General features: G+C 66.2%; 2 protein-coding genes. Both read right to left on the bottom strand.

From position 1 onward, the window contains the following. Positions 1–839: IS66 family transposase (locus tag E0L37_RS21165; protein ID WP_133493620.1), on the bottom strand; the 839-nt coding region annotated here is incomplete at its 3' end. 74 nt (positions 840–913) lie between these two features. Next, positions 914–1,210 (bottom strand): IS66 family insertion sequence element accessory protein TnpB (tnpB, locus tag E0L37_RS21160; RefSeq protein WP_133493619.1); only part of this gene is annotated, 297 nt, incomplete at its 5' end.

Here is a 1,210-nt window from a genome sequence, read left to right as displayed (position 1 = left end):
TGGGTTTTCTTCTTGCCCGGTGCCAGCATCGCTACCGGCGTTTCATCCGCGTGCAGCACCGGCTGGGCTAGCAACTGGGCTCTGAGCGCATCCACCAGTGGCTGCAACCGTACCCCGCAGGTGCCCACCCACTCGGCCAGGGTGGAACGCGGGATTGCCAGACCCGCCCGGCCGAAGATGCGTTCCTGGCGGTACAGGGGCAGATGATCGGCGTACTTGGCCACCAGCACCTGGGCCAGCAGCCCGGCGGTAGGGATGCCTTTGTCGATCACTTGCGCCGGCACCGGCGCTTGGATCAATGTCCCGCACTGCTCGCACGCCCACTTGCCCCGGATATGGCGCTCCACCGTGAACTCGCCTGGCACGTAGTCCAGCTTCTCGCTGATGTCCTCGCCGACGCGCTTGAGCGCACACCCACAGCGGCATTGCGTATCCTCGGGTTCGTGGCGGATCAGGGTGCGGGGCAGTTGCGGCGGCAGCGGCGTGCGCTTGGGTTGTTGCTTGGCCGGAGCGGCGGGCGCCTGCGTTGGAAGTGCCTTGGCCAGCTCCGCCTCCATGGCGGCCAGGTCGGCGTCGATCAGTTCGTCAAGCAACTGGCCCTGCGCGCCCTTGAACTGCTCGCTGCGCCGGGCGAACTTATGGCGCTTGAGCAGCGCCAGTTCATGGGCCTGCTTCTCGATCACCGCGTCGCGGTGACGGATCGCTTTTTCTTGTTGGCTGAGGGTCCGGTCATTTTGGGCGAGGACCCGATCCTTGCTCTCCAAGTGATCGAACAACTCGGTGGCCAGGGCACGGAGTTGGTCGGGAGAGAGGGCGTTGAGGTCAGGGCGCGAGGTCATGCGGACAGTATGCCAAGCCAGCGCCCGGCGGGCGATTGGAGGTTGGGCGTATAGCCAACGGGAACGAGGTGTGGTTACAGCACCGAGATCACGGCCTCGTCGCCCAGTCGCTGCCAGGGCAGGCCCTGCACCAGGGCGGCCAGTTGTTCTTCATTCAGGCGCAACTGATCGCCGCGCCAAGCGTCACCCCAGTGGAACTTGCCCCGATGGAGCCGGCGGGCGCACAGCCAGATACCGAAGCCGTCGTGGATCAGCACCTTCATGCGGTTGCCCCGGCGGTTGGCGAACAAGTAAGCCTGGTGCGGCTTCGCCGCACCGAACACCTGGATCACCCGGGCCAGGGCCTTGTCCGGCCCGGCGCGCATGTCCAG

It is taken from the genome of Alcanivorax sp. 24, assembly GCF_004360225.1.
In the GTDB taxonomy this organism is placed as follows: domain Bacteria; phylum Pseudomonadota; class Gammaproteobacteria; order Pseudomonadales; family Alcanivoracaceae; genus Alloalcanivorax; species Alloalcanivorax xiamenensis.
The sequence above is the reverse complement of the archived record's forward strand: the minus strand, read 5'-3'. Positions and strand labels throughout refer to the sequence as shown.